Below are 24,510 nucleotides of genomic sequence, written 5' to 3'. Positions count from 1 at the left end.
GTCCCGCGTGACATCCCCCACGCCGTGAGACGTTCCTGTCTCATTCGGGTTAGGGTCGTCTCATGGCTGTCGACCGGGACCACGTACTGCGGGCCGCCGCCGCCCTGCTCACCCGCCGCGCCACCGCCACCATGGACGAGGTGGCGCGGGCCGCCGGCATCGGCAGGGCCACCCTGCACCGGCACTTCGCGGGGCGGGACGCGCTGGTGCGGGCGCTGGAGGCGCTCGGCCTGCGGGAGACCGAGGCCGCGCTCGACGCCGCCCGCCTCGACGACGGCCCCGCGGAGGGCGCGCTGCGCCGCTTCGTCGCGGCGGTCGAGCCCGCGGCGGGCCTGCTCGCCTTCCTCGTCACCGAGAACCAGCTGTTCGAGGGCGACGACGTGCACGAGGGCTGGAGCCGGATAGACGGCCGCATCTCGGCCCTGTTCCGCCGGGGCCAGGAGCGGGGCGAGTTCCGTATCGACCTGCCGCCCGCCTGGCTCACCGAGGCGCTGTACGGGCTGATCGGCGCCTGCGCCTGGTCCATCCAGGACGGCCGGGTGGCCGCCCGGGACTTCCAGTATCTGACCTGCGAACTCCTCCTCGGAGGAGCACGACGGAGCGTGCGGACATGACCCGCGACACGACCCCTGCGGCGGCCCGCGGCGGCGCGGCACGCTGGCTCGCCCTCGCCGTCCTGGTGCTCGCCGTGCTGCTGGTCGCCGTCGACGCGACCGTGCTCGGCCTCGCCACGCCCTTCCTCAGCGAGGACCTGCGCCCCACCGGCACCCAGCTGCTGTGGATCGGCGACATCTACTCCTTCGTCATCGCCGGGCTGCTGGTCTCCATGGGCGGCCTCGGCGACCGCATCGGCCGCAAGCGGCTGCTGCTCGCCGGCTCGGTCGCCTTCGGGGGGATCTCGGTGCTCAACGCGTACGCGGGGAGCCCGGAGACGATGATCGTCGCACGCGCCCTGCTCGGCGTCGCCGGCGCGACCCTGATGCCCGCCACTCTCGCGCTGATCCGCAACCTCTTCCACGACCCGCGCGAGCGCAGCCTCGCCGTCGGCATCTGGGGCGCCATGGCCTCGGCGGGCGCGGCCGTCGGACCGATCGTCGGCGGCTTCCTGCTCGAACACTTCTGGTGGGGCTCGGTCTTCCTGATCAACCTGCCGGTGATGGCGGTGCTCGTGCTCGTCGGCGCCCGGCTGCTGCCGGAGTCGCGCAACCCGCACCCGGGCCCCTGGGACCTGCCGAGTGTGCTGCTCTCGCTCGTCGGGATCGTCGGCGTGGTCTACGCGGTGAAGGAGGCCGCGGCCCACGGCGTGCGCGGGGACGCCGTGGCGGCGGGCGTCCTGGGCGCAGCCGCACTCTTCTGGTTCGTACGGCGGCAGCTGACGCTGCCTGTGCCGCTGCTCGACATGCGGCTGTTCCAGCACCGCGGGTTCCGCGGCGCCGTGCTCGCCGACCTGCTGACCATCCTCGGCCTCTCGGGCCTGGTCTTCTTCCTCTCGCAGTACCTGCAGCTCGTGCAGGGGCGCGACCCGCTGGAGGCGGGTCTCGCCGAGATCCCCGCGGCGGTCGGCGCCGTCGCCGCCGGGCTGGTCGCGGGGCGCGCCGCCCGCCGCTTCTCCGTCCGCGCGATCGTCTCCGGCGGCCTCGCCGCGGTCGGCCTCGCGCTCGGGGCCGTCACCCTCTTCACAGAGCACACCGGCTACCCGGCGCTCGGCGCCGTGCTGCTGGTCGTCGGCGTCGGCGCGGGCTTCAGCTTCACCGTCACCGCCGACGTGCTCCTCGGCAGTGTGCCCAAGGAGGAGGCGGGCGCCGCCTCAGCGGTCTCCGAGACCGCGTACGAACTCGGCGCCGCCCTCGGTATCGCTCTGCTCGGCACCATCGTCACCGGCGTCTACCGCGGCTTCGCCACCCCGCCCGGCGTGCCGGCGGCGGCGGCGTCCGCCGCCCACGAGTCCCTGGGCGGCGCGGTCCAGGCGGCGCACGGCCTCGGCGGCAGCGGTGCGGCGCTGGTCGCCGCCGCGCAGGAGTCGTTCATGTCGGGCCTGCGGATCGCCGCGGGCGCGGGCGCGCTGATCCTGCTGCTGACCGCCGCCACCGCCTGGGTCCTGCTGCGCGGGCAGCGCCTCGCCGACGCGCCCCCCAAGGACGCGGGCGCCGCGGACGGCAGGCCCGCGCACCTCGCGGGGGACAGGGCCGAGTGAGCGCGAGACGCGCGGACCCCTGGCCGTACGCCCGCTACGCGGCCTTCGCCTTGGTCGCGTACATGTCCACGTACTCCTGGCCGCCGAGCCGCATGACCTCCGCCATCACGGAGTCCGTCACCGCGCGCAGCACATAGCGGTCGCGCTCCATGCCGTCGTACCGGGAGAACTCCATCGCGGGCCCGAAACGGACCGTCACCTTCCCGGCCCGCGGCAGCCCGCGCCCGTCCGGCTGGAGCTTGTCCGTGCCGATCATCGCGAACGGCACCACAGGGGCGCCCGTCATCAGCGTCAGCCGCGCGATGCCCGTACGGCCCCGGTACAGGCGGCCGTCGGGGGAGCGGGTGCCCTCCGGGTAGATCCCGAAGATCTTCCCCTCCTCCAGGATGCGGCTCCCGGTCATCAGCGCCGCCACGCCGCCGCGCCCGCCGTCGCGGTCCACCGGGATCATGCCGACACCGGTGAAGAACCACGCCATCGCCCGGCCCTTGATGCCGCGGCCCGTGACGTACTCGTCCTTGCCGATGAAGAAGACCTGCCGGTCGCAGACGAGCGGCAGGATCATCGAGTCGATGAAGGTCAGGTGGTTGCCGGCGAGGATCACCGGACCGGTGGCCGGGATGTGCTCCGCCCCCTCCACCCTCGTGCGGAACGCGAGGCGCACCAGGGAGCCGAGCGTCGCTTTGAGGAACGCGAAACGGGACAACGGGTCCTCCGTGTCGTGGACTGGCATGGATGACGGCGAGGTCTGTGCAGGTGAGGACATTACTCGGGAAGCGTGTCGCCGCGCACGTCGGGAGGCGTACCCGGGTAGGGGTCCGGGGCGCACTGCGCGCACAGCACACCCACAGGATGGGTGCGGTTCCCGTCGTGTTCCGCCAACTGCCCCTGACCGTAGGGCCGTCCGCCCTACGCTCGGCCGTTCGCCGACGGGTTCCGCGCCCGGCACCGCACCGCCGAAGGAGCGTCATGACGCAGGAGCACCAACAGGAGCACGCCCTCACGGACGCCACGCGCCCCGCCCGCAGGGCGGTACTGGGGGCCGCGGCCCTCACCGTGGCCGCGCTCGCCGTCCCGGCGGCGGCCGCCGCCGCGCAGGCCGCCCCCCGGCCCGCGGGCCACGGCGGCGCGCTGCCCGTGCCCACCGTCGTCGGCCACCGCGGCACCGCCGGATACCGCCCTGAGCACACCCTTGCCTCCTACCGGCTCGCCCTCGACATGGGCGCCGACATCGTCGAGCAGGACGTCGTGCCGACCAGGGACGGTCACCTCGTGTGCCGCCACGAGAACGACATCAGCGCCACCACCGACGTCGCGGACCACCCGGAGTTCGCCGCGCGGCGCACCACCAAGTCCGTCGACGGCACCGCCGTCACCGGCTGGTTCACCGAGGACTTCACCCTCGCCGAACTGAAGACGCTGCGCGCCAAGGAGCGCATCCCGGCCAACCGGCAGCACAACACGCTCTACGACGGCCACTTCGAGGTCCCCACCTTCGAGGAGGTGCTGGCCTGGGCCGACGAGGAGGGGCGGCGGCGCGGCAGGCCCGTCTGGCTCTACACCGAGACCAAGCACCCCACGTACTTCCGCGGCATCGGCCTGCCCCTGGAGGAGCGCCTCGCGGCGCTGCTGCGCCGCCACGGCAGGCACCGCGCCGACTCCCCGCTCTACCTCCAGTCCTTCGAGCCGACCAGCATGCGGCGCATGGCGGGCCTCGTCGGCACCCCGCGTGTGGTGCTGCTCGATGCGGCGGGCACCCAGCCCTGGGACCTGAAGTCGGCAGGGGACCCGCGCGGTGTGGACGATCTCGTCACGCCCGAGGGGCTGCGCTGGATCGCGTCGTTCGCCCAGGGCATCGGGCCGACGCTCGACCTCGTCGTCCCGAAGGACGCGGCGGGCCGGCTGGGCGAGCCCACCACGCTCGTGCGGGACGCGCACGCGCGGGGCCTGATCCTGCACCCGTACACGATGCGCAACGAGAACACCTTCCTGCCCGCCGACTTCCGCCGCGGCACCGACCCGAACGCCTACGGCGACGCCTTCGGCGCGTTCCGCGCCTACTTCGAGACCGGCATCGACGGCGTCTTCACCGACAACGCGGACACGGCCCTGCTGGCCCGCGAGGAGTTCCTCGCCCGCCGCCGCTGAGCCCGCCCCCGTGCGCCGGCGCGGACCCGAACGGGTGGTCCTCGCCGGTGTGCAGGGCGTGAGCGTCGGCTATGTCACAGCGATGTTTGGTGGCGTTCCGCGCCGGATGTCCCGGTTGTCGCCGTGGAATGCGAACGCCGGAGGTTGCGGCGCCTGGACTTGTGGGAAAGGAGCCGTAGACAATCGGCGCAACCAAGTGAGCGGGAGGCATGCACACATGGGCATGAGCGTGACCATCTCAGCGGCACGGGCGCAGGACGCGGAGAACATCCTCAAACTCCAGTACCTGTGCTACCAGGGAGAGGCGGAGCGCCACGGCGACTACACCATCGAGCCGCTGACCCAGACCCTCGACGAGCTCAGGGCCGACCTCGACGGCGGCCACTGCCTCGTCGCGCGCCTCGGCGACGAGGTCGTCGCCTCGGTCCGCGGCAGGATCGACGCGTCGGGCACCGCCACCATCGGCAAGCTCATGGTGCATCCGCGGATGCGGCACCACGGCCTCGGCGGGCGGCTGCTCGACGCCATCGAGACACACTTCGCGCAGGACCCTGCGGCGCGCCGCTTCCAGCTCTCCGCCGGCGGCCGCAAGGACGGCGACACCCGCCTGTACCGCAGCCGCGGCTACGCGCCGGTCGTCTCGGGGGACACCAGGCTCGACCTGGTCACGCTGGAGAAGGAGGCGGCCGGTACGTTCGTGGCGAGCGCCTGACGAGGGCCCCTGGCGTCCCGGGCGCGGACGCCAGGGGCGAGTACGCACCGGGGCGGCCCGTAGGCCGTCAGGCCGCGGAAGCCCGGAAATCCCCGGGAGAGCCCCGGAACCCGGCTCAGGAACCGGCCGGTGCCGCAGCGCGCGACCTGCGCAGCCACAGGATGCCCGTGACGGGCAGCGCCACCGGGATGAGGATGTAGCCGGCCCCGTAGTACGACCAGACCGTCGCGTCGGGGAACGCCGACGAGTCGAGCAGGGTCCACGTGCCGACGGTCAGCACCCCGACCAGTTCGAGGGCGCAGCACACCAGCGCCACCTTGCGGGCCGTCTCCCCGCCGCGCACCAGGGTGTACGTGATGAAGACGTAGACGACCGCGGCGACCGCGGAGAGCGCGTACGCCAGCGGCGCCCGGTGGTACTCGGTGGCGATCTGGTACACCGACCGCGAGGCGGCGCCGACCGTCATCACCCCGTACAGCCACACCAGCAGCACGCCGGGACCCGTCACCAGCTTGGTCCGCTTGCGCCCGCCGTCCGCACCGGCCGCGCCCGCCGGCTCGTCACCCGGGCCCCCTGCGACCGGCTCCGCGGGGCCCGCCGTCTGTGCCGTCACGTTCGATCCGTCCCTCTCGTCCACCGTGCCTCACCCTCCCCAGATCGCGTGGAGCCGCACTTCGAGCACGGCGAGCACGACGCCGCCCGCCGCGACCACCACCGAGCCCCACCGGCTGCGCTCCGTCAGCGACATGAACCCCGCGACCGGCACCGCGAGCACCGCGCCCACCAGGTACGAGAAGAAGATCACCGACCCGTCGTGGGCCTGCCGGCCGCGCGCCACCTCCACGATCCCCACCACCAGCTGCACCAGCGCGAGCACCGACACCACGGCCATGCCGATGAAGTGCCAGTCCTTCGTGGGCTGGTCCCGGTAGGCGGCGAACCCGCACCAGGCGGCGAGCACGAGCGCGGCCGCGGTGACCGCGATCGTCAGGGCGACAAGCATTGGCCGAGCGTAGTACGGGCCGGGCGCCCGCCCGCGCCCGGCCCCGACCACCCCCTCTGCACGGGGGCCGCCGGATGCTGCATGCTGTGCCTTTACGGCGGACCGGACGCACCGCTCGACGGAACCAGGCATGGAGCTGCGGATGACTACCACCTTTCCGGACGTTTCCATCAGCACGGAGCGGCTCGTGCTGCGCCCGTTCGAGTCCGCGGACGTCCCTGCGTACACCGAGATGATGAACGACGAGATGGTCACCGCGTGGACGTCCGCCCCGCTGCCCTTCACGACGGCCGACGCGGCCCGCTGGGTCGGCAGGGCCGCGCCCGCCGTCCGCAGGGAGGGCCGCGGCATCGTCTTCGCCGTCACCGAGTTCCTCACCCAGCGCCTCGTCGGCACCGTGCGGCTGCAGGACACGGACTGGCGCATCCTCGCCGTGCGCGGCGAGTACGCCACCGCGCCCTGGGCCCGCGGCGAGGGATACGCCACGGAGTCGATGCTCGCCGTCGCCCAGTGGCTCTTTCGCGACCAGAAGTTCGAACGGCTCGAACTGCGCACCGCCGCCGACAACACCGCCGCACAGCAGGTCGCCCAGAAGATGGGGTGCATCAGCGAGGGCGTCCTGCGCAACGCCTGGATAGCGCGTACGAGGACCGAGGACGGCGGCTGGACGGACATCCGCACTGACCTGATCGTGTGGAGCCTCCTCCCCGAGGACCTGGAAGGCGTCGGCGAGCAGCTCGCCGACGCGGGCGGCTACGCCACCTACACCGACTGGCGCTGAGCCGGGGCGGGCCGCCCGGTGCCCGCTGGGACCGCCCGGGCCGCCCGGGCGCGCGAGGTGATGTCAGGCCCGACGGGGTGCCCATGCGCGCCTGGCGGTGCCGGGACGCGGCCGCCCGCCAGGTCCCGCCGAGGGCGGGCACCGGCGCGCGCCCCGGCCAACCGCCCGCACGCGGGGGCGCGTCGGCGCCCCGCGCGGCTCGCGCCCGAACCCCCACCCGGCTGCCGCGCCGATCCGGGGCCCGATACTCTCACCGTGCCCCGCGCCACGCCGCGAGCGCCCCCGCAGCCCCTTCTGCCCCCCTTTTTTTTCTGCTTGCATCCCATCCCGCACGCGACGACTCCGGGAGACGAACGACGATGGCCGACCGCGTCACGGTGATCGGCTGGGACGGCTCACCGCTGACCCCCGCGGCCCGATCCGCGCTCCTCGCCGCCACCCTGGTGGCCGGGTCCGCGCACCACCTCGCGCTGCCCGAAGTGCCCGGCGACGCCGAGCACATCCGCCTCGGCAGCATCGACCTCGCAGCCCGCCGCATCGCGGGCCACCGCGGCAGCGCCGTCGTACTCGCCGACGGCGACCCCGGGTTCTTCGGCGTCGTACGCACCCTCAGGGCCCCGGAACACGGCCTGGAGGTCGAGGTCGTGCCCGCCGTGTCGTCCGTCGCCGCGGCCTTCGCACGGGCCGGGATGGCCTGGGACGACGCCCAGGTCGTCGTGGCGCACCGCCGCACCCTGCGCCGCGCGGTGAACGTCTGCCGCGCCCACACCAAGGTCGCCGTCCTCACCTCGCCGGGCGCGGGCCCCGTCGAGCTCGCCCTGCTCCTCGAAGGCGTCCACCGCACCTTCGTCATCTGCGAGGAACTCGGCACGGACCGCGAGCAGGTGAGCGTCCTCACCTCGGACAAGGCCGCCGACCACGTGTGGCGCGACCCCAATGTGGTGATCGTCATCGGCGGCGCCACACCCGGCGCCGCGATATCCGCTTCGGCGCCGGCCGGCTGGCTGCTCGGCGAGCCCGTGCGCCCCGCGGGCGCCACAGGACGCGGCTGGGCACTGCCCACCGAGGAGTACGGCGTGACCCTCGACGAGGGCGAGTCGACCTGGCTGCGCGCGGCCCAACTCGCCCGCATCGGCCCCCGCACGGGCGACCTGATCTGGGACATCGGCTCAGGCAGCGGCGCCGTCGCGGCGGAGGCCGCGCGGTTCGGCGCCGCCGTCATCGCGGTGGACGGGGAGGAGGGCGCCTGCGCGGCCACCGCGGCGGCCGCCCGGCGCGCGGGCGTGCAGCTCCAGGTCGTGCAGGGCCGCGCCCCCCACGTACTCGAAAACCTGCCGGAGCCCGACGTCGTACGGATCGGCGGCGGCGGCCTCGACACCGTCACCGCGTGCGCCGACCGCAGGCCCGAACGGATCGTCACCCACGCGGCGACGCGCGACGAGGCGGAGGCCGTCTCCGCTGCGCTCGCCGCGGGCGGATACGCCGTGGAGTGCACCCTGCTGCAGTCCGTCGAGATGGACACGGACGACTGGTCGGAGCGCGAGCGCGCGGTCGTCTTCCTGGTCGCGGGACGGCGGCGGGAAAGCGCCCCCTGAACCCGCGGGTCGGGGGCGCGGGGTAGGCTGGCCGATCGTTGTACCGCAGTCGGCCACCCGTGTATCCGGTGGTCGATGTCCGGGGAAATCCGGGGAAATCCGGGAGAGTCTTTCAGTCACCAGGCCGTTTCCCACCCCTCGGCGGTACGGCGTGACCGGGGGACGCGCAACGGCGCGCGGTCCGCGGCCGGTGGTCGGGGGAGACGCTTCACGCGGCCCGCGGGACCGCGTGGGGACACGCCAGGACGGCGGCCCCTCGTGCCGCGCGGCGCCCACGCTCGTTGTTATGGACGGGCGGCCGGGGCCAAGGGCCCCGCGCGACCCCGGCGAAGGGCTGTAAGGAGCAGAACCGATGGGCGAGGGGTACGCATGACGGACACCGGCGGGATCCCGGGCGAGGGGCGGCCGGGGAACGCGGGCATGGTGGAGCAGCAGGGCGGCCAGGCCGCCGGCGAGTACACCTACCTCGACCCCTCAGACGCCCCCCAGGACGACGACGACCTCCTCCTGATGCCGAGCGCGCAGGGCGCCTGGAGCGACCCGCAGCCCGTGCCGTCGCAGGAACACGCGTACCACGCACCCCCGGTGGACCAGCAGCAGCCGCACGGCGGCCACCACGGCCCGGGGCAGTACGCGGTCCCCGCCGCGGTCCAGGACCCGCAGGGCACGCACACGCCGCCCATAGATCAGCCGGCACCGGTGACGGAGCCGGCGGCGCAGACCCCGGTGCACGCGGCCCCGCAGGCGCAGTACGCGCCACCGCAGCAGCACACCCCCGCGCACGGTGTGCCGTACGGCGCTGCGCAGGTCACACCCCCGCCCCCGCAGGAGCCGACCCACAGCTCAGACGGCCGGGGCTTCGCCGCCCCACAGCAGCCTCCCGCGACGCCTGACGCCCTTCTCGCCGACGAGACCCCGGGCCACGGCGACGGCACGCAGGCCGAGGACCTCGCTCTCAACGGCCAGGCGGTCCCGGGGCAGGCGTACAACGGCCAGGCGGATCCGGGCCGGCCGGCCGACGGCCAGAGCCTCGACGGCCGGCAGGTCGCGGGCGAGTCGTTCGAGGGCTTCGAGGGGCAGGACCCCGACGGCCCGCAGGCTCCGGGCCAGTCGCTCGACGGCCGGCAGTTCGACGGCCAGGAAGCCGGAGGGCCCGTGCTGGACGGTCGGGAGAGCCCCGGCCAGGAACCCGGCGGCCAGGTCGGCCAGGGCTCGGGCGGTGACGTGGACGGCGCCGCTGTGCAGGAGGCCCCGGGGGAGCCCGGCGTGGACCCGCAGGCACCCGCCGCCCCCGAAGGCCCCGGCACGGTCGGTCGTATCCCCGCGCCAGCGGCGCCCGCCGACGGTTCGCTCGGCGGTCAGGCCGCGGCCGCCCCCGCGCAGGCGGCCCCGCGCAGACCGCTGCGCCTCGGGCCACCGGTCTCCGACCCGCCGAGCGGTGTCGTGCGCTCGCTCGCCGATCGCGGGCCCGCCGCCCGCAAGGCACCCGTCTACCCGGTGCGTTCGCAGACGCCCGGGCCGCCCACCACAGGGCCCGAGTACTTCGACGTCGCCCACGACGCGCCCGCCGCGGAATCCGGTGCCGCAGCGCCCGGCACGGCAGGGGCGCCGCAGGGCGGGGTCCCGTGGGTGCCCCAGCCGCCGCAGGCCCCCCAGCCCCAGGACGCGGGCGCGGCGGAGATCCAGGCGGTTGAGCCGCAGACGCCCGAGCCTCAGGTCTCCGCCGCTGAGCCGGTGCCTGAGCAGGAGGCCGGCCCGCAGGGCCGGGCCGCGGACGCGCAGAGCGAGGACGAGCAGCAGGAGATGGCGCAGACCGTCGAGGAGCAGGCCCCCCAGGATTCCGTCCCGGCCGAGGAAACACCTGAGGCCGTCGACGCCGCGGTGACCGAGGACGCCGCGACGGCCGAGGCTGCCCCTGAGGCGGCGGCTGTTGGGGGGCCCGAGGCTGCCCCCGAGGCGGTGGACGCGGTGGCGCCCGAGGCCGCCCCCGGGGCGGTGGCCTCCATGGCGACCGAAGACGCCCCCGAGGTCCCCGCCGCCGAGCCTGCGGAGCCTGCCAAGGAGCCCGAGGCGGACGCCCCCGCCGACGTGCCGCAGGACGCGGAGCCCGCCGAGGCGCCCGGCGCCCCCGCGGCCCCCGTGGCGGACGAGCCGGCCGCCGACGCGCCGCCCCCCGTCCTCGTCACCGACGCGGGCGACGCCGCAGGGAACCCCGGCGGCGGCGCGGCCGACCCCGGCACGGAGCCGGCGCCCGCCGGTGCGGCAGCGGCCGAGGCCCCCGTCCCGGAGGCCACGGCGGAGCCCGGTCCCGCAGAGCCCGGGGCCGACCCCGGCCCCGCGCCCTCCGGCTACGACGACGCCGAGCGGGACACCGTACTGCGGGTGATGCGGGAGCGCCGCGACATCCGCAACGGCTTCCGCTCCGACCCCGTCCCCCAGGACGTGCTGCTGCGCGTCCTTGAGGCCGCGCACACCGCGCCGAGCGTCGGGCACTCGCAGCCCTGGGACTTCGTGGTCATCCGCTCGGAGGAGACCCGGCGCGCCATGCACGAACTGGCTCAGCGGCAGCGTGACGCGTACGCCGAGTCGCTGCCGAAGGGCCGCGCGAAACAGTTCAAGGAACTGAAGATCGAGGCGATTCTCGACACCCCGGTGAACATCGTGGTGACCGCAGACCCCACCCGCGGCGGCCGCCACACACTGGGGCGGCACACCCAGCCGCAGATGGCGCCCTACTCCTCGGCCCTCGCCGTGGAGAACCTCTGGCTCGCCGCCCGGGCCGAGGGCCTCGGCGTCGGCTGGGTCAGCTTCTTCGACGAGCGCGAGATGGTCCGCGCGCTCGGCCTGCCCGAGCACCTGGAGGTCGTCGCGTACCTCTGCGTCGGGTACGTCGACACGTTCCCCGAGGACCCCGAGCTGATGCAGGCGGGCTGGTCCAAGCGGCGCCCGCTGGCCTGGGTCGTGCACGAGGAGACGTACGGCAGGCGCATCCTGCCGGGCGCCGAGCCCCACGACCTGCTCCAGGAGACCGTGGCCGGCATCCGCCCGCTCGACGCGAAGGCGCTCGGCGAGGCGTGGGAGCGCCAGAAGCGCATGACCAAGCCGGCCGGCGCGCTCGGCGTGCTGGAGATCATCTCGGCGCAGCTCAGCGGGTTGTCCCGGATGAGCCCGCCGCCGATCCCCGAGCCGGCGGCCCTCGCGGTCTTCGCCGGGGACCACGGGGTGCACGCGCAGGGCGTCACGCCCTGGCCGCAGGAGGTCACCGGCCAGATGGTGGCGAACTTCCTCGGCGGCGGCGCGGTGTGCAACGCGTTCGCCGGGCAGGTGGGCGCCGAGATCTGCGTCGTGGACGTCGGTGTCGCCTCCGAACTGCCGGCCACCTCCGGCCTGTTGCCGCGCAAGGTACGGCCCGGCACCGCGGACTTCACCACCGGGCCCGCGATGACACGCGAGGAGGCCGTCGCGGCGATCGAGGCCGGCATCGAGACCGCGCGCGACCTGGTCACGGCGGGCAACAAGGCCCTCCTGACCGGCGAGATGGGGATCGCCAACACGACGGTGTCCGCCGCGCTGATCTCGGTGTTCACCGGCATGGACCCGGCCGAGGTCACCGGCCGCGGCACCGGCATCAACGACGAGACGCACAGCCGCAAGGTCGACGTGGTCCGCAGGGCGCTCGACCTGCACAGGCCGGACCCGGCCGACCCGATCGGCGTCCTCGCCGCGGTCGGCGGCCTCGAACACGCCGCGCTCGTCGGCTTCCTGCTGGGCGGCGCGTCGCTGCGTACACCGGTGATCCTCGACGGCGTCAGCGCGGGCGCGGCCGCCCTGGTGGCCCGCGCGATCGCCCCCGAGTCGCTCGCCGCGTGCATCGCGGGCCACCGCAGCGCCGAGCCCGGCCATGTCGCGGCCCTCACCAAGCTGGGCCTGCGCCCGCTGGTCGACCTGGACCTCCGCCTCGGCGAGGGCACGGGCGCGCTGCTCGCCCTGCCGCTGGTGCAGAGCGCGGCCCGCGCGATGCACGAGGTGGCGACGTTCGACTCGGCGGGCGTCACCGAGAAGTAACCACACCGGCGAACGACCACCGCGCGCGGCCCGACACACCACAGGGCCGCGCGCGGCAGCCCCGCCCGCCGGGCCGCATGGGGCGACTTCGCCCGACGGACGGCACGCGGCAAGGCCGTCGCCCGCTGCCCGGGTCTCGGCGGGTCCCGACCCCCGGTGGGCCCCGCGCGCCCCGGCGGGCAGGCCCCGCGCCGGGCCCACGCCCCCGCCCCAGGCGCAGAGCGCCCGCCCCCGCGCCCCCGCAGGCGCCTGCGCCCGGTACCCCTGCCCGGGCGCCACGTAAAGTGGTCGCACCATCCGTCCCACCAGCCGCTCCACCGGCGCAGCGGCCGCCAGACGAACCCGCCCGAGGAGCTGCACGCACGATGGCCGAGCCCGACGACGCCCCCCGAACGCCGCCGACAGGGCCCGCAGGCCCGCGCGACGGCCGGCACCCCGCCTACCCGGTGGGGCTGCGGCTCTCCGGCCGCAGGGTGGTGGTGCTCGGCGCCGGCCAGGTCGCCCAGCGCAGGCTGCCCGCGCTGATCGGCGCGGGCGCCGACATCGTGCTGGTCTCGCCGTCCGCGACGCCCTCCGTCGAGGCGATGGCGGCCGCGGGCGAACTGCGCTGGGAGCGCCGCAGGTACGCCGAAGGCGACCTCGCAAACGCCTGGTACGCGCTGGTCGCCACCAGCGACCCGGCCGCCAACGCCGCCGCGTCCGCGGAGGCGGAGCGCGCCCGCGTCTGGTGCGTGCGCAGCGACGACGCCCAGGAGGCCACCGCCTGGACGCCCGCCACCGGCCAGGAGGACGGCATCACCGTGGCCGTGCTCGCGGGACACGACGCGCGCCACCGCGACCCGCGCCGCTCCGCCGCCGTGCGGGACGCCGTCGTCGAGGGGCTCAGGGAGGGCACCCTCGCGCCGGCCCGCGCGCGTACCCCCCGCACGGGGCCCGCGCCCGTCGCCCTCGTCGGCGGCGGCCCCGGCGACCCCGACCTCATCACGGTGCGCGGCCGCCGCCTGCTCGCCGCGGCCGACGTCGTCGTCGCCGACCGGCTCGGCCCGCGCGACCTGCTCGCCGAACTCCCGCCGCACGTCGAGGTCATCGACGCGGCGAAGATCCCCTACGGCCGTGCCATGGCGCAGGAGGCCATCAACGCGGCGCTCGTCGAGCACGCCAAGGCGGGCAGGAACGTCGTACGCCTCAAGGGCGGCGACCCGTTCGTCTTCGGCCGCGGCATGGAGGAGGTGCACGCGCTCGCCGAGGCGGGCATCCCCTGCACGGTCGTGCCGGGGATCTCCTCCACGATCAGCGTGCCGGGCGCCGCGGGCATCCCCGTCACCCACCGGGGCGTGGCCCACGAGTTCACCGTCGTCAGCGGCCATGTCGCCCCCGAGGACCCGCGCTCCCTGGTGGACTGGGCCGCGCTCGCCCGGCTCACCGGCACGCTCGTCGTGCTGATGGGCGTCGAGAAGATCGGCGCGATCGCCGCCGCCCTCGTCTCCCACGGCAAGGACCCGGCGACGCCGGTCGCGCTCGTCCAGGAGGGCACCACCGCGGCGCAGCGCCGCGTGGACGCCACCCTCGCGACGGTGGGGGAGCGGGCCAGGGCGGAGGCCGTACGGCCGCCCGCCGTGATCGTGATCGGCGACGTCGTCGCCCTCGGGAACGGCTGAGACATGACCCGGCCCCTCCCCGTCGACGACCCCGCAGACCCGCGCCTGGGCGACTACACGGACCTCACCGACGTCGAGCTGCGCCGCCGCCGCGAACCCGCGGAAGGCCTGTTCATCGCCGAGGGCGAGAAGGTCATCCGCCGTGCCGTACGGGCCGGTTACGCCATGCGCTCGATGCTGCTCTCACCCAAGTGGCTCGGGCCGCTCGCCGACGTCGTCGAAGAAGCCACCGCGCCCGTCTACCTCGTGGACCCCGCGGTCGCCGAGCGCGTCACCGGCTACCACGTGCACCGCGGTGCGCTGGCCGCCATGGCCCGCAGGCCGCTGCCCGCCGCCGGTGAACTCCTGGCGGGGGCACGGCGCGTGGCGGTGTTCGAGGACATCGTGGACCACGCCAACATCGGCGCGGCCTTCCGCAACGCCGCGGCCCTCGGCATCGACGCCGTGCTGCTCACGCCCCGCTGCGCCGACCCGTTCTACCGCAGGGCGGTGAAGGTCTCCATGGGGGCGGTCCTGCAGGTGCCGTGGACGAGGGCGGCCCACTGGCCCGGCGACCTGGAGGAGTTGCGGGCCGCCGGCTTCACCGTGGCCGCGCTGTGCCTGAGCGACCGGGCCGTGACCCTCGACGCGCTCGCCGCGCGCGGCGACGAGAAGCTCGCGCTGGTCTTCGGCACGGAGGGAGCGGGCCTCGCGCCCGCCACCCTCGCGGCGGCCGACGTGCACGTGCGCATCCCCATGGACGCGGGCGTCGACTCCCTCAACGTGGCCGCCGCCTCGGCGGTCGCCTTCTACGCCACCAGGCCCCGCACACTCTGACCAACGCCCGCGCGCGGCGAACGGTCAGAACTGCTGCGCCAGCCAGATCCCCAGCGCCACCAGCAGCGTCACGATGACGAAGACGATGAGCCGCTGCCGCAGCAGCCGCGGGTTCGCGGGCCTGCGCGCAGGCGTGCCGCCCCGGGTACCGGACCGGCTCCCGGTACCGCTGCGCTGCCCCGGCGGCCGCGTCCCGCCCGTACGGGCGCCGGCGGCCCGGCGCTTCTGCGCGGTGCGCCCCGCCCCGGTCGTACGCGAAGCCCCCTGCCCTGAGCGCTCCGTGTGGTCCGCGTGGTCCGCGGCGGACGCGGCCCGCCGCATCGAACGCTCCGTGTAGTGCTCGGTCGGGCGCTCCCCTGCCCGGCGCTCGCGCTCCCGCTCGGGCATCCGGCCCGTCGGCACGTCCTGCGGCGCCCGGTCCCGCTGGGTCGGGGGCCGCGCCTCCGCCAGGCCCTGCGCCTCGCGGGCTGCGATCTCCTTCAGCCGCATCGACAGCTGGAGCGTGCTCGGCCGGTCGCCCGGATCCTTCGCCAGGCAGGCCCGCAGCAGCGGTGCCAGTGTGTCGGGCACCCCGCGCAGCTGCGGCTGCTCGTGCACCACCCGGTAGAGCATGACCTCGGAACTCCCGTGCCCGAAGGGGGAGTCGGCCGTTGCTGCGTACGCCAGCGTGGCGCCGAGCGCGAACACGTCCGTGGCGGGCGTGACGGCGGCGCCGCGCACCTGCTCCGGCGCGAGGAAGCCGGGGGAGCCCACGGCCGTGCCGACATGGGTCAGCGTGCTCGCACCGGTCGCCCAGGCGATCCCGAAGTCGATGATGCGGGGGCCCTTGGGCGACAGCAGGATGTTCGACGGCTTGAGGTCCCGGTGCACGACCCCCGCCTCGTGCACGGCGACCAGGCCCTCGGAGAGCGCCGCGCCGACCGCCGCCACGTCGGAGGCGGCCAGTGGGCCCTCCTCGGCGACCTTGTCGTGCAGCGAGGGGCCCGGCACGTACTGGGTGGCGAACCACGGCCGCTCCGCCTCCAGGTCGGCGGCGACCAGGCGGGCCGTGCAGCCGCCGCGGATGCGCCGCGCCGCGGACACCTCGCGCGCGAAGCGGGATCTGAACTCCTGGTCCTCCGCCAGGTCAGGTCTGATCACCTTCAGCGCGACGCGCTGCCCCCGCCGGTCCGACCCCAGGTAGACGACGCCCATGCCGCCGGCGCCCAGCCGCCGGTGGAGCCGGAAGGAGCCGACGACTCGCGGGTCCTCGCGCCGGAGCCGCATCATCGCCATGTCCATCCCCGCTGCCCGGTCGTCCGTCTGACGTGGCACAGCTTACGTATCCGCGCCCCGGCGCGCGCACAGGCCGCGCCCTGGCGTCCGGATCGAGCGTCAGTGCGGCACCCGCCGGGTGAGCGGAAGTCACCAGGACCGCCGCACCGGGCGCCTTGGGCCGGGCGCCGCCCCAAGATCCTTCCCCACCAGGGGGATTGGCCCCCGTCCCGGGGGGCGGGCGCGGACCGTGCCGTCCACCGCGCCGGGGTGCGCCCGCCCGCCGTCACAAAGCCGGTACGCGCCCACTCACCGCGGGGCGCGGGGTGAGCGAAGTCACGCGTGACGCGCGCCCCGCAGAAGGACCCCGAGACGGCCGCCGCGCGACTCCACCCAGGGGAGTACGTCCCCGCGCGGCGGGTCATCCCCTGGGAGGCCGCGCAAGCGGTACGCGGGCATGACGACCCGGGGGCCGCCGCCTCCCTACTGTTGGGGGCAAGCGGTGGGTACAGCACTCGTCCCCCGAGGCCAGGTGCCCGCCGCTGCAACCTTCGACGGGAGAGGGACGATGGCGGACACGGCCGCACGGAGCACGCTCAGCGCGCAGCGCAAGGCGTTCGCGGCGCTCGGCGTGCGGCCGTCGGGCACCCGCCACCCCCTGGTGGCCGCCGCCATCGTCCTCCCCCTCGCGGCCCTGCTCGTCGTCGTCTTCGGCGGCTGGAGCGCAGTGGTCGAACAGGCGTCGTCCGTGGGCGTGATGCTGGGGCGCTGACCGCGCCCCAGGCCCGGGAGAGCGGTCCGGGCCGGGGACATCCGGCCAACAGCCCCGTGGGGACGGGGGTGCGGCGGACGGCAGCGTACGGCCGGTCAGCTGGGGAGCTGACCGGCCGGCGCGTTTTTGCGGGCCGCGCACCGCGTACGCTCACGGCACACCGGCGCCGCCGGGTCCGCACGCCACCCGGGGGAGGACAGGCCCATGACGCGCGAGGGGCTGCTGCCCGCGCTGCACCGCGCGGCACGCGACGCCGCGCACCGCGAGGGCGCCTGCCGTGCCTGCGGCCACGCCGGCGTGCTCGCCGACCGCCCCGACGCCGCCGTCGTACGCCACGGCGCGGCCGTCGTGAAGGCGCACGCCGAGGACACCGACCCGGCCGCCCACCGCGCCAGGCTCGCCCTCGCCGCCCACCCGCGCCTCGCCGGCATCCTGCTCCCGCCGCTGGGTCCCGCGCCCGAGGTGCGCGGCCGCCTCGTCACGGCCTGGCCCTACGGCGTCCCCGTCGACCCCGCGGACCCGGACGCCGCACCCTGGGAGGAGGCGGCACGGCTGCTCGCCCGGCTGCACTCCGTACCCCTCGAAGCGCTCCCCGGGCCGCTGCCGCCGGTGCGCGCGCCCCTCAAGGTGGCCGCGGCCGTCGCGCGGATGCGCGCCGCGGCCCCCGTACACCCGGCGGCCCGCGCCGTGGAGCGCGCCCACGCCGCCCCGGCCCCGTACGCGGCGCGCGGCCCCGTCGCGCTCTGCCACGGCGACCTGCACCTCGGGCAGCTCGTCCGCGGCCCCGGCGACGGCAGGTGGCTGCTGATCGACATCGACGACGCGGGCGCCGGCGACCCCGCCTGGGACCTCGCGCGGCCCGCCGCCTGGTACGCGGCGGGGCTGCTGCCGCCCGAGGCCTGGACCCGCTTCCTCGGCGCCTACCGCGCGGCCGGCGGCCCCGCGCTCCCCGCGGCAGGCGACCCCTGGCCCCGGCTCGAAGGGCCGGCCCGCGCGCTCACCGTGCAGACCGCAGCCCTCGCCCTGGCGAAGGGGGCGGAGCAGGGGCGCCCCGTCGACGAGGCGGAGCGGCTCGTGGTCGCGGCCTGCGAGCGGATCGCCGCCCTCTCACCCGCCAACTGAGGCCGCACGCAACCGTGTCGGCCGCTCCCGCGTCGTCACAGAGGCAACGGACCGTTCACCCTGCCGAGGAGCTGACCTGGATGAAGTGCCCCAAGTGCCACGCGGAGATGCACACGTACAACCGCAACGGCGTCCAGATCGAGCAGTGCAGCGGCTGCCGGGGGATCTTCCTCGACTTCGGCGAGCTGGAGGCCCTGACCCGCATCGAGTCCCAGTGGGCCCAGCCGGCGCCGCCCCCGCCGCCCGCCGCGCCCTACCCGGCGGCGCCCGGACCGGCCTGGGGAGCCCCCTACGGGGGCCACGGCGGCGGCCACTACGGGGGCCACGGCCACCACCGTCACCAGAGCTTCGCGCACATGCTGTTCTCGACCTGACCGGCCCCGGCACGAGGGAAGCCCCGGCGGACGAATCCGCCGGGGCTTCCCGCTGTGCGCGATACTGGGATTGAACCAGTGACCTCTTCCGTGTCAGGGAAGCGCTCTCCCGCTGAGCTAATCGCGCAGGTCACCACCGGGGTGGCTGCTGCTGCGTGCGCGATACTGGGATTGAACCAGTGACCTCTTCCGTGTCAGGGAAGCGCTCTCCCGCTGAGCTAATCGCGCGGGGAATCCTTGCGGATCCGAGTGGACGATACTGGGATTGAACCAGTGACCTCTTCCGTGTCAGGGAAGCGCTCTCCCGCTGAGCTAATCGTCCTTGGAGGTGGAGACGGGATTTGAACCCGTGTAGACGGCTTTGCAGGCCGTTGCCTCGCCTCTCGGCCACTCCACCCGGAGTGCGCGGGGGTGATCACTCCCCACCCCCACATCGAGCGGACGACGAGATTCGAACTCGCGACCCTCACCTTGGCAAGGTGATGCTCTACCAACTGAGCCACGTCCGCCTGTCGTTTCCGGTCCGTTTTGCGTGCCGGGCGACGCAGTGAACTCTAGCGGATTCCAGGGCCAGCACAAAAACGCGTTTACGCAGCGTGCTGCGCCGGTACCCCGGCGAGGCCGCGGACCGGCACCCACCGGGTCCCCTGCGGCCGCCCGGCTGGGCCGCTCCCGGCCGGGTACGGCCGCCCGCTCGCGGTAGCGTCGGGGCGTACGAGGCGAGTGGGAGGACGGCTCCATGAAGATCTGGGTGAACGGCGCGCTGCGCACGGCCGACGAGGCGCGGGTGTCGGTCTTCGACCACGGACTGACCGTGGGCGACGGTGTGTTCGAGACGCTGAAGGCGGTGCACGGCAGGCCCTTCGCGCTCACCAGGCACCTGGAACGGCTGGCGCGCTCCGCGCGGGGCCTCGGGCTGCCGGAGCCCGACCTCGACGAGGTGCGCGCCGCGTGCGCCGCCGTGCTCGACGCCTCGCCGATGCCGCTTGGCCGGCTGCGCGTGACCTACACCGGCGGGCTCTCGCCGCTCGGCTCCGACCGCGGCGCCGACGGCCCCACGCTCGTCGTCGCGCTGGGCGACGCCCACCCCGCGCCCCCGTCGACCGCCGCGATCACGGTGCCGTGGGTGCGCAACGAGCGCGGCGCGCTCTCCGGCCTCAAGACCACCTCGTACGGCGAGAACGTCGTCGCCCTCGCGCGGGCGCACGAGCGGGACGCGTCCGAGGCGCTGTTCGCCAACACCGTGGGGCAGCTGTGCGAGGGCACAGGCTCCAACGTCTTCGTGGTCGTGGACGGCGAGCTGCACACCCCGCCGCTCGCCTCCGGCTGCCTCGCCGGCATCACCCGTGCGCTCGTCGTGGAGTGGACAGGCGCCCGCGAGACCGACCTCCCGATGGACGTGCTCGACCGCGCCGACGAGGTCTTCCTCACCTCAAGCCTGCGCGACGTGCAGGGAGTGCACCGGGTGGACGGCCGGGACCTGGCTCAGGCGCCCGGCCCCGTCACGGCCAAGGCGCTGCAGATCTTCCAGGAGCGCTCGGCCGCCGACCCCGACCCCGCCTGAGCCGCCGGCGCCGCGGCCGCGCGGCGGCGGGATGACGCGCGGCCCTGCGTACGGGTAGAACAGCAGCGATGACCACGACCCTGCGGCCGACCGGGCCGCTCCAGGAGACCCCGGACGGCGTCAGGACCCGCGCCTACCGGGTGTGCGTCAACAGCCGGCCGGTCGGCGCCGTCGAACTCGGCACCGACCCCGCCTTCGGCCCCACCGCAGGCGTGGTCAGGACGCTGAGCATCGAGGAGCCCGACCGGGGCAGGGGCCGCGGCACGGTCGCCGCGCTCGCCGCCGAGGAGGTTCTCAGGGGCTGGGGCTGCCGCCAGGTGCTCGCCTCCGCCCCGGCTGCGGCGGAGTCCGCGGTCGGGCTGCTGCGCGTGCTGGGGTACGCGGAGCGCAGCGTGACGATGGTGAAGGAGACGGCGGGCGAGGCCCCGGAACTGCCGCCAGGCGTCAGCGAACGGGCCATGACGGCAGGGGAGTTCGAGCAGTGGTCGGCCGGCGCCTACGCCCGCTTCGCGGCCGGCTGGGCCGACCGCGGCATGACGGAGGAGCAGGCGCGCCTGCGGGCCGCCGTGAGCCGGCGGCAGAACCTCCCCGACGGCCTGCGCACCCCTGGCACCGCCTTCCGGGTGCTGCTCGCCCGGGGGATCGTGGCCGGCCGGGTCTGGGTCGCCCGGCAGGAGGTCGCGGGACTGCCCGGCGCGTACGTCTACGAGGTCGCGGTCGAAGAGGAGCACCGGGGGCGGGGCCACGGCCGGGCGCTGATGGGGGTGGCCGAGCGGGTCGCGGCCGACTGGGGCGCCGCCCGGCTCGGCCTGCACGTCTTCACGGACAACACGCCGGCGGTGCGGCTCTACGACGCGCTCGGCTACCGCGCCACCGAGCGCCACTTCGTCAAACCGCTGCTCTGAGGGCCGTCGCGCCCCCCGCGGCGCGGCTCAGCCCGCGAGCAGCCGGTCCGCGATCTCCTCGACGCGCTCCCGCACACCGTCCTGGCTCTTGCTCGCGTCCAGCAGGACCCCGCCGATCTCGTACGTGGGGGTGCCGCGCACCCCGATCGCCTTGCCCTCTGCGTGGTCCGCGTCGACGGTGAGGATGTGCCGCCCGTCGATCAGCGCGGTGTCCATCTCGTCCGCGTCGAGGCCCAGCTCCCGCGCCACCTCGACCAGCAGCTCCTCGCCGCGCGCGGCGAGCTCGTCCGTGCGCGCGAGCACGGCGGCCGCGTACGCCCAGCCGCTGCCCTGCACGGCCGCCTCCTCCGCCGCCTGCGCCGCGGCGAAGGAGTGGGCGTGCTTCTCCAGCGGGAAGTGCCGCAGCCGCAGCTCGACGCGGTCCCCGTACGTCCCGCGCAGGGCGTCGAGGTCGCCGAGGGCGCGGAAGCAGTCGGGGCACTGGAGCTCGCACCACACGTCGAGCAGGACGCGGGGCGCGGTCGGGGAGTCGTTCATGGCAGCAGTCTCCCAGGAGGGCGCGCGGCCGCCCAACCGGGACCTCACGACCGCCCAACCGGGACCTGGGGACGACTGCGCCCCCGACTTTCCCCTGAGACCGGCCCCCGGGCCGTGGCCCCGACGGGTGCCCCGGGTGCAGGATGGGAAGGAAGGACGGGAAAGGGAGTTCGAGCCCGGGTGTGCGCGATGCGCGGCCCGGGCCCGTCGCCCGCGTACGGCAGAGCGCCAGGAGGACCGGATGATTGCCGAGACCATTTGCGCCGCGGTGTCGGCCGCGGGGCTGGGGATCGCCGCGGTCACGGCGTACCGCAAGCGGTTCCTCACCGCCGCCAAGACCGCCGCGTACGCCCTGGTGCCGATCGGCCTCGCGATGACCGGTGTGGTCAAGTGGGTGGCGCACACGGCGTTCAGCCCGACGGCCTGGGCCGGGTTCGGGGTCCTCGCGATCGCGGTGGTGCTGTTCCTCGTCACACGGGCCGTCGACCGGCGCCGCGGCACGACGCGCAAGCAGCGCAGGGAGGCCGCGCGGGCCGCGGGGCGCGAGGCGGTCGCCCCTGACGCCTCGGCGCCGTCCCTCGGCGCGGGGGCGGCCCCGGCCGCGCGCACGGCCGCCGCCGCGACCCGTCCGCAGGGGGCGTCGCGCGAGCAGTCCGAGGACTTCAGCGACATCGAGGCGATCCTCAAGAAGCACGGCATCTGACCGGTCCCCGCCCAGGTGGGCGGGGAGCGGGGGCGCACTCCGCGCCCGCATCCGTCACGCGATGATCAAGGTTGCTCAGATAACGGGCGCGCCCCGACGATTTCAGGTGAAGTCCTGGCCGCAGGGGGTCTGTTGGTCGGGAGCACTCGTCGGACTGCGTCATGATCTGTCCGAGATGCTCGATACCTCCGGGGATCAGTCCCCCGCACCGCCGGAACAGTACGTTCCCTCCGAAGAACAGCGCGGCTGTCTCTTCGCACTGTCCCAGCCGCCCCTGATGATCTTCCTGGCCGTGGTCGGCTCGCTCCTCCTCGCCGCGGCCCTCCACGACCTCCTGGTCCTGTGAGCGCCCGCCCCGGGGACCCGTCGCGCCGGTCGCTCCCCTCAGCCCGCAGCCTCCTTGCGGCGGGCCCGGTACGCGGCGACGTGCAGCCGGTTCCCGCACGTGCGGCTGTCGCAGTAGCGGCGCGAGCGGTTGCGGGAGAGGTCGACGAAGGCCCGCCCGCAGTCCGGCGCCTCGCAGCGGCGCAGCCGCTCGTGCTCGCCCGCGACGACGATGAAGGCCAGCGCCATCCCGCAGTCGGCTGTGAGGTGGTCGGCGAGGGAGGCGCCCGGCGCGAAGTAGTGCACGTGCCAGTCGTAGCCGTCGTGGTCGGTGAGCCTCGGCGTGGTGCCTGCGGCGGCGACCAGCTCGTTGATCAGCTTCGCCGCGGTGGCCGCTTCGGGCGCGGCGAACACCTCGGCGAACCGCGCGCGCACCGCGTGCACGGCCGGCAGATCCCCTGGCCCGAGGTCCGTGACGTCGCTGATGGCGTGGTCGTGTGCGAAGGCGGCCAGCGCGCCGACGTCGGCGAGGCCGTCGGCGGGAGGGCCGCCCGGCATGCTGTCCGGCGCCGTGTTCACCAGGTCGACGACGGCGTCGAGGGCGATCCGGGTGTCATGGGGGATCTGCACGGGTTGACTCTAGTCGCCGCCGTCCCCGTCGGCGGGGGCCGCGGCGGCTGTGCGCGGGCCGGAACACGGCGGCGCCGCCGCCACGGTGGCTTCCGCGGCGGCGACGCCGGTCCGGCTCGCTGTCTGCTCCCGCACGCGGCGCCGTCCCCCCGAGTAGGACGGCGTCGCGCGGCTCCCGCCCTGGCTCAGCTCTCGGCCAGGATGTGTGAGAGCTCCGTATCGAGGTCGAAGTGGCGGTGCTCGGTGCCGGGCGGGACCGCGGCATCCGTGCGCTTCAGGAAGGATTCCAGCGCCCGCGCCGGGGCTTCGAGCAGGGCCTCGCCCTCCGGGGAGCTCAGAGCGATGCAGACGACGCCCTGACCGTGGCTGCGGGAAGGCCAGACACGGACGTCGCCGGTGCCGGTGGGCCGGTGCAGCCCCTCGGCGAGCAGGTCGCGGGCGAAGACCCATTCGACCGTCTCTTCGGCTCCGGTGTGGAAGGTGGCGTGCACGGCGTAGGGATCGGCCGTGTCGTACCGCAGGCCCGCCGGTACAGGCAGTGAGGACTCGCTCGACACAACGAGGCGCAAGTGCAGCTCGCAGCTGACCGTGGTGTTCATAAGCGCCAGGGCCTTTCGCTCAGTGTGCGCTCGGGGATTCGCACGTCGGCGAAATCGACATGCCACCTACGGTGCCGTTGTAAACCCCTCTGACCTTTTTGTGCTGCTTGAGGTCACTCGTACGGCCCTGGTGTGTTTTGTCTCATTGGGCCATTCCGGTGAAGGAGAGGTGTCCGGTACGTTGGAGCCCATGGACGCGGAGCGTGACGAAAACGGACTCGGGTCCCGCGCGCCCGGCTTCGTCAAGGCGTCGCGCCCGCTGCATCTGAGCTGGCGGATCGGTGTGTTCGCGGTGGGCCTCGCCGTCGTCGTCGGCGGTGTGATCCTGCTGCCCCTGCCCGGCCCCGGCTGGCTGGTCATCTTCGGCGGCATGGCGCTGTGGGCGACCGAGTTCGTCTGGGCGCAGCGCGTGCTGCGCTGGACGAAACGCACGGTCACCGAGGCGGCACACCGGGCCGCCGACCCGAGGGTCAGACGCCGCAACACCGTCCTCGGCGTCGCGGGCGTCCTGGTCGTCGGTGCGCTGGTCGCGCTGTACGTGGCGCACTTCGGCGCCGTCATGCCCTGGTCGATCGGCGGGTGACGCGTGGCGGACCGGGGCCGCCCGGCTGCTCGCGCGTCCGCCTGCCCTGGGGGCGCTCTCCCGGGGCCGGTCCTGGCCGTGTGGTGGCGTTACTGGTCGCGGTACATCTCGGCGACGAGGAAGGCCAGGTCGAGGGATTGGCTGCGGTTGAGTCTGGGGTCGCAGGCGGTC

At 75.1% G+C, this 24,510-nt stretch carries 24 protein-coding genes and 5 tRNA genes; 17 read left to right on the top strand and 12 right to left on the bottom strand.

Features of this window, described 5'->3' with window-relative positions:
- The first annotated feature begins 62 nt into the window (after nucleotides 1-62).
- A complete protein-coding gene (locus AB0910_RS29010) occupies nucleotides 63-614 on the top strand; it encodes a helix-turn-helix domain-containing protein (RefSeq protein ID WP_366747621.1) in 552 nt (183 codons plus the stop codon).
- The gene (locus tag AB0910_RS29005) at nucleotides 611-2,194 is read left to right on the top strand and encodes an MFS transporter (protein WP_366747620.1); all 1,584 of its coding nucleotides are present in this window, start codon (nucleotides 611-613) and stop codon (nucleotides 2,192-2,194) included. The genes AB0910_RS29010 and AB0910_RS29005 overlap by 4 nt, the downstream gene beginning before the upstream one ends.
- A 34-nt stretch (nucleotides 2,195-2,228) precedes the next feature.
- Here AB0910_RS29005 and AB0910_RS29000 read toward each other — a convergent pair whose 3' ends face one another.
- Nucleotides 2,229-2,960 carry a lysophospholipid acyltransferase family protein gene (locus tag AB0910_RS29000; protein WP_345645900.1) on the bottom strand — a complete coding sequence of 244 codons (732 nt, stop codon included), beginning with the start codon at nucleotides 2,958-2,960 and terminating at the stop codon, nucleotides 2,229-2,231.
- A gap of 203 nt (nucleotides 2,961-3,163) precedes the next feature.
- Between AB0910_RS29000 and AB0910_RS28995 the strand changes: the two genes are divergently transcribed.
- Together AB0910_RS28995 and AB0910_RS28990 are read left to right on the top strand one after the other, a co-directional pair.
- Nucleotides 3,164-4,342, top strand: a complete 1,179-nt coding sequence (locus AB0910_RS28995; protein WP_366747619.1) for a glycerophosphodiester phosphodiesterase — start codon at nucleotides 3,164-3,166, stop codon at nucleotides 4,340-4,342.
- A 217-nt stretch (nucleotides 4,343-4,559) separates the two neighbouring features.
- Complete coding sequence (locus tag AB0910_RS28990; protein ID WP_366747618.1) at nucleotides 4,560-5,054, top strand: GNAT family N-acetyltransferase; 495 nt, start codon at nucleotides 4,560-4,562, stop codon at nucleotides 5,052-5,054.
- A 115-nt stretch (nucleotides 5,055-5,169) separates the two neighbouring features.
- Here the strand turns inward: AB0910_RS28990 and AB0910_RS28985 are convergent, their stop codons facing one another.
- Both AB0910_RS28985 and AB0910_RS28980 read right to left on the bottom strand, forming a co-directional pair.
- Nucleotides 5,170-5,520 (bottom strand): hypothetical protein, encoded by a 351-nt coding sequence (locus AB0910_RS28985; RefSeq protein WP_366747649.1) that lies wholly within the window; start codon nucleotides 5,518-5,520, stop codon nucleotides 5,170-5,172.
- A gap of 177 nt (nucleotides 5,521-5,697) precedes the next feature.
- Nucleotides 5,698-6,057, bottom strand: coding sequence for a hypothetical protein (locus AB0910_RS28980; RefSeq protein WP_366747617.1), 360 nt, complete (start codon nucleotides 6,055-6,057; stop codon nucleotides 5,698-5,700).
- A 142-nt stretch (nucleotides 6,058-6,199) separates the two neighbouring features.
- Here AB0910_RS28980 and AB0910_RS28975 point away from each other — a divergent pair, with 142 nt between their 5' ends.
- The 5 genes from AB0910_RS28975 to AB0910_RS28955 all read left to right on the top strand — a co-directional run bounded on the left by AB0910_RS28975 (nucleotide 6,200) and on the right by AB0910_RS28955 (nucleotide 14,972).
- Nucleotides 6,200-6,838 carry a GNAT family N-acetyltransferase gene (locus tag AB0910_RS28975; RefSeq protein WP_366747616.1) on the top strand — a complete coding sequence of 213 codons (639 nt, stop codon included), beginning with the start codon at nucleotides 6,200-6,202 and terminating at the stop codon, nucleotides 6,836-6,838.
- Between the two features lie 359 nt (nucleotides 6,839-7,197).
- A complete protein-coding gene (gene cbiE / locus AB0910_RS28970; RefSeq protein ID WP_366747615.1) occupies nucleotides 7,198-8,433 on the top strand; it encodes a precorrin-6y C5,15-methyltransferase (decarboxylating) subunit CbiE in 1,236 nt (411 codons plus the stop codon).
- 369 nt (nucleotides 8,434-8,802) lie between these two features.
- On the top strand, nucleotides 8,803-12,498 hold the full coding sequence (gene cobT / locus AB0910_RS28965; protein ID WP_366747614.1) for a nicotinate-nucleotide--dimethylbenzimidazole phosphoribosyltransferase: 3,696 nt from the start codon (nucleotides 8,803-8,805) through the stop codon (nucleotides 12,496-12,498).
- A gap of 365 nt (nucleotides 12,499-12,863) precedes the next feature.
- Nucleotides 12,864-14,156 (top strand): uroporphyrinogen-III C-methyltransferase, encoded by a 1,293-nt coding sequence (gene cobA / locus AB0910_RS28960; RefSeq protein ID WP_366747613.1) that lies wholly within the window; start codon nucleotides 12,864-12,866, stop codon nucleotides 14,154-14,156.
- Nucleotides 14,157-14,159: 3 nt separating this feature from the next.
- Nucleotides 14,160-14,972: an RNA methyltransferase gene (locus AB0910_RS28955; protein ID WP_366747612.1), complete on the top strand. Its 813-nt coding sequence runs from the start codon at nucleotides 14,160-14,162 to the stop codon at nucleotides 14,970-14,972.
- 24 nt (nucleotides 14,973-14,996) lie between these two features.
- Here the strand turns inward: AB0910_RS28955 and AB0910_RS28950 are convergent, their stop codons facing one another.
- Nucleotides 14,997-16,253 carry a serine/threonine-protein kinase gene (locus tag AB0910_RS28950; protein ID WP_366747647.1) on the bottom strand — a complete coding sequence of 419 codons (1,257 nt, stop codon included), beginning with the start codon at nucleotides 16,251-16,253 and terminating at the stop codon, nucleotides 14,997-14,999.
- A 541-nt stretch (nucleotides 16,254-16,794) separates the two neighbouring features.
- On the opposite strand from AB0910_RS28950, the gene AB0910_RS28945 reads away from it, so the two are divergent.
- From AB0910_RS28945 to AB0910_RS28935, 3 genes are all read left to right on the top strand, one after another.
- Nucleotides 16,795-16,998 carry a hypothetical protein gene (locus AB0910_RS28945; RefSeq protein WP_366747611.1) on the top strand — a complete coding sequence of 68 codons (204 nt, stop codon included), beginning with the start codon at nucleotides 16,795-16,797 and terminating at the stop codon, nucleotides 16,996-16,998.
- 204 nt (nucleotides 16,999-17,202) lie between these two features.
- Entirely contained in the window at nucleotides 17,203-18,120 is a 918-nt protein-coding gene (locus AB0910_RS28940; RefSeq protein WP_366747610.1) for a phosphotransferase, read from the top strand.
- 80 nt (nucleotides 18,121-18,200) lie between these two features.
- The gene (locus AB0910_RS28935; protein ID WP_366747609.1) at nucleotides 18,201-18,494 is read left to right on the top strand and encodes a zf-TFIIB domain-containing protein; all 294 of its coding nucleotides are present in this window, start codon (nucleotides 18,201-18,203) and stop codon (nucleotides 18,492-18,494) included.
- Nucleotides 18,495-18,549: 55 nt separating this feature from the next.
- Here AB0910_RS28935 and AB0910_RS28930 read toward each other — a convergent pair.
- The 5 genes from AB0910_RS28930 to AB0910_RS28910 all read right to left on the bottom strand — a co-directional run bounded on the left by AB0910_RS28930 (nucleotide 18,550) and on the right by AB0910_RS28910 (nucleotide 19,003).
- Nucleotides 18,550-18,621, bottom strand: a tRNA-Val gene (locus tag AB0910_RS28930).
- Nucleotides 18,622-18,650: 29 nt separating this feature from the next.
- Nucleotides 18,651-18,722 (bottom strand) — tRNA-Val (locus tag AB0910_RS28925).
- Nucleotides 18,723-18,744: 22 nt separating this feature from the next.
- Nucleotides 18,745-18,816 (bottom strand) — tRNA-Val (locus AB0910_RS28920).
- Nucleotide 18,817: 1 nt separating this feature from the next.
- Nucleotides 18,818-18,891, bottom strand: a tRNA-Cys gene (locus AB0910_RS28915).
- A gap of 39 nt (nucleotides 18,892-18,930) precedes the next feature.
- Nucleotides 18,931-19,003 (bottom strand) — tRNA-Gly (locus AB0910_RS28910).
- Nucleotides 19,004-19,233: 230 nt separating this feature from the next.
- Between AB0910_RS28910 and AB0910_RS28905 the strand changes: the two genes are divergently transcribed.
- Complete coding sequence (locus AB0910_RS28905; protein WP_366747608.1) at nucleotides 19,234-20,058, top strand: aminodeoxychorismate lyase; 825 nt, start codon at nucleotides 19,234-19,236, stop codon at nucleotides 20,056-20,058.
- 68 nt (nucleotides 20,059-20,126) lie between these two features.
- Nucleotides 20,127-20,963 (top strand): GNAT family N-acetyltransferase, encoded by an 837-nt coding sequence (locus tag AB0910_RS28900; protein WP_366747607.1) that lies wholly within the window; start codon nucleotides 20,127-20,129, stop codon nucleotides 20,961-20,963.
- Between the two features lie 27 nt (nucleotides 20,964-20,990).
- Here AB0910_RS28900 and AB0910_RS28895 read toward each other — a convergent pair whose 3' ends face one another.
- Entirely contained in the window at nucleotides 20,991-21,500 is a 510-nt protein-coding gene (locus tag AB0910_RS28895; protein ID WP_366747606.1) for a DsbA family protein, read from the bottom strand.
- A 241-nt stretch (nucleotides 21,501-21,741) separates the two neighbouring features.
- On the opposite strand from AB0910_RS28895, the gene AB0910_RS28890 reads away from it, so the two are divergent.
- Nucleotides 21,742-22,203 (top strand): hypothetical protein, encoded by a 462-nt coding sequence (locus AB0910_RS28890; RefSeq protein WP_366747605.1) that lies wholly within the window; start codon nucleotides 21,742-21,744, stop codon nucleotides 22,201-22,203.
- A 175-nt stretch (nucleotides 22,204-22,378) separates the two neighbouring features.
- The gene (locus tag AB0910_RS28885) at nucleotides 22,379-22,549 is read left to right on the top strand and encodes a hypothetical protein (RefSeq protein ID WP_345655899.1); all 171 of its coding nucleotides are present in this window, start codon (nucleotides 22,379-22,381) and stop codon (nucleotides 22,547-22,549) included.
- Between the two features lie 38 nt (nucleotides 22,550-22,587).
- Here AB0910_RS28885 and AB0910_RS28880 read toward each other — a convergent pair whose 3' ends face one another.
- Both AB0910_RS28880 and AB0910_RS28875 read right to left on the bottom strand, forming a co-directional pair.
- Complete coding sequence (locus AB0910_RS28880; protein ID WP_366747604.1) at nucleotides 22,588-23,157, bottom strand: CGNR zinc finger domain-containing protein; 570 nt, start codon at nucleotides 23,155-23,157, stop codon at nucleotides 22,588-22,590.
- A gap of 185 nt (nucleotides 23,158-23,342) precedes the next feature.
- Entirely contained in the window at nucleotides 23,343-23,756 is a 414-nt protein-coding gene (locus AB0910_RS28875; protein ID WP_003959770.1) for an SsgA family sporulation/cell division regulator, read from the bottom strand.
- Nucleotides 23,757-23,946: 190 nt separating this feature from the next.
- On the opposite strand from AB0910_RS28875, the gene AB0910_RS28870 reads away from it, so the two are divergent.
- Nucleotides 23,947-24,339 carry a TIGR02611 family protein gene (locus AB0910_RS28870; RefSeq protein ID WP_366747603.1) on the top strand — a complete coding sequence of 131 codons (393 nt, stop codon included), beginning with the start codon at nucleotides 23,947-23,949 and terminating at the stop codon, nucleotides 24,337-24,339.
- Nucleotides 24,340-24,510: the final 171 nt, after the last annotated feature.

The sequence above is a fragment of the Streptomyces sp. NPDC047002 genome, assembly GCF_040704505.1.
Lineage (GTDB): Bacteria > Actinomycetota > Actinomycetes > Streptomycetales > Streptomycetaceae > Streptomyces.
This window is presented reverse-complemented; position numbering and strand designations above follow the sequence as displayed.